Below are 1005 nucleotides of genomic sequence, written 5' to 3' on the forward strand. Positions count from 1 at the left end.
TGGTGCGGGAAGAGCGGGACGATAATCCGTTCAGCTGGTACCGCTGGCAGTATGACAGCGCCGGGCGCCTGCTGGTTCAGGACGGCTCGCTGCCCGGACAGGAGCAGTGGCGCTGGGATGCTGCCGGTAACCCGCTCGAAGGGGCTGCTGAGAAAGTCACGCATAACCGCCTGACGCAACTGAACGGCATTCGCTGGCGTTATGACATTCACGGCCGCACCGTGGAGAAGGATAACGGCCAGACCCGGTGGCACTACCGCTACGACGGCGAGCACCGCCTGACGGAGGTCATCAGCCAGCCGCGGGATCGCAACAAACCGCAGACGCAGGTCAACTTCCGCTACGATCCGCTCGGACGACGGATCAGCAAAACGCGTCGCCAGATGCTGGGCGGGCAGCCAACCGGCAAGCCGGTCACTACCCGTTTTGTCTGGGAGGGGTTCCGCCTGCTGCAGGAAGTGCACGGGGATGTGCCGCTGACCTACGTCTACAGCGATCAGGACAGCTACGATCCGCTGGCGCGTATCGACGGCGTGGATGCCCCGGAAATCTTCTGGTTCCACTGTCAGCCCAACGGCACGCCGGAGCGGATGACGGATATCGAAGGGCAGGTGCGCTGGGAAGGAGTGAACAGCGCCTGGGGCAAGCTGCTGCGGGAAAGCGAAACGCAGGTATCAGGATATTCTCAGAACCTGCGTATGCAGGGGCAATACCTGGATCGTGAGACAGGGCTGCACTACAATCTGTTCCGGTATTACGACCCGGACTGCGGAAGGTTTACGCAGCAGGACCCGATAGGGCTGGCGGGGGGGATAAACCTTTACCAGTATGCGCCGAATGCGCTGGGGTGGGTGGATCCGTGGGGGTTGAGTAGGTGTTCATCCTCAGGTAAATATAAGCCTGGAACCATTCTGGGACGTACAGTCTATAAAAATACTGTTGATATACATCCAGGTGTCCCTAAGTCGGTTCATCCGTCAGTTCATCCTTCAATCAAAGCGAAAG

At 59.7% G+C, this 1005-nt stretch carries 1 protein-coding gene; it reads left to right on the top strand.

All coding sequences use genetic code 11. The features are described 5' to 3' along the window. The coding region (locus tag BK659_RS24510) for an RHS repeat domain-containing protein (RefSeq protein ID WP_221178173.1) at window positions 1-1005 on the top strand (1005 nt) is incomplete at both ends.

The organism is Pseudomonas brassicacearum, assembly GCF_003732225.1.
Classification (GTDB): Bacteria; Pseudomonadota; Gammaproteobacteria; order Pseudomonadales; family Pseudomonadaceae; genus Aquipseudomonas; species Aquipseudomonas brassicacearum_E.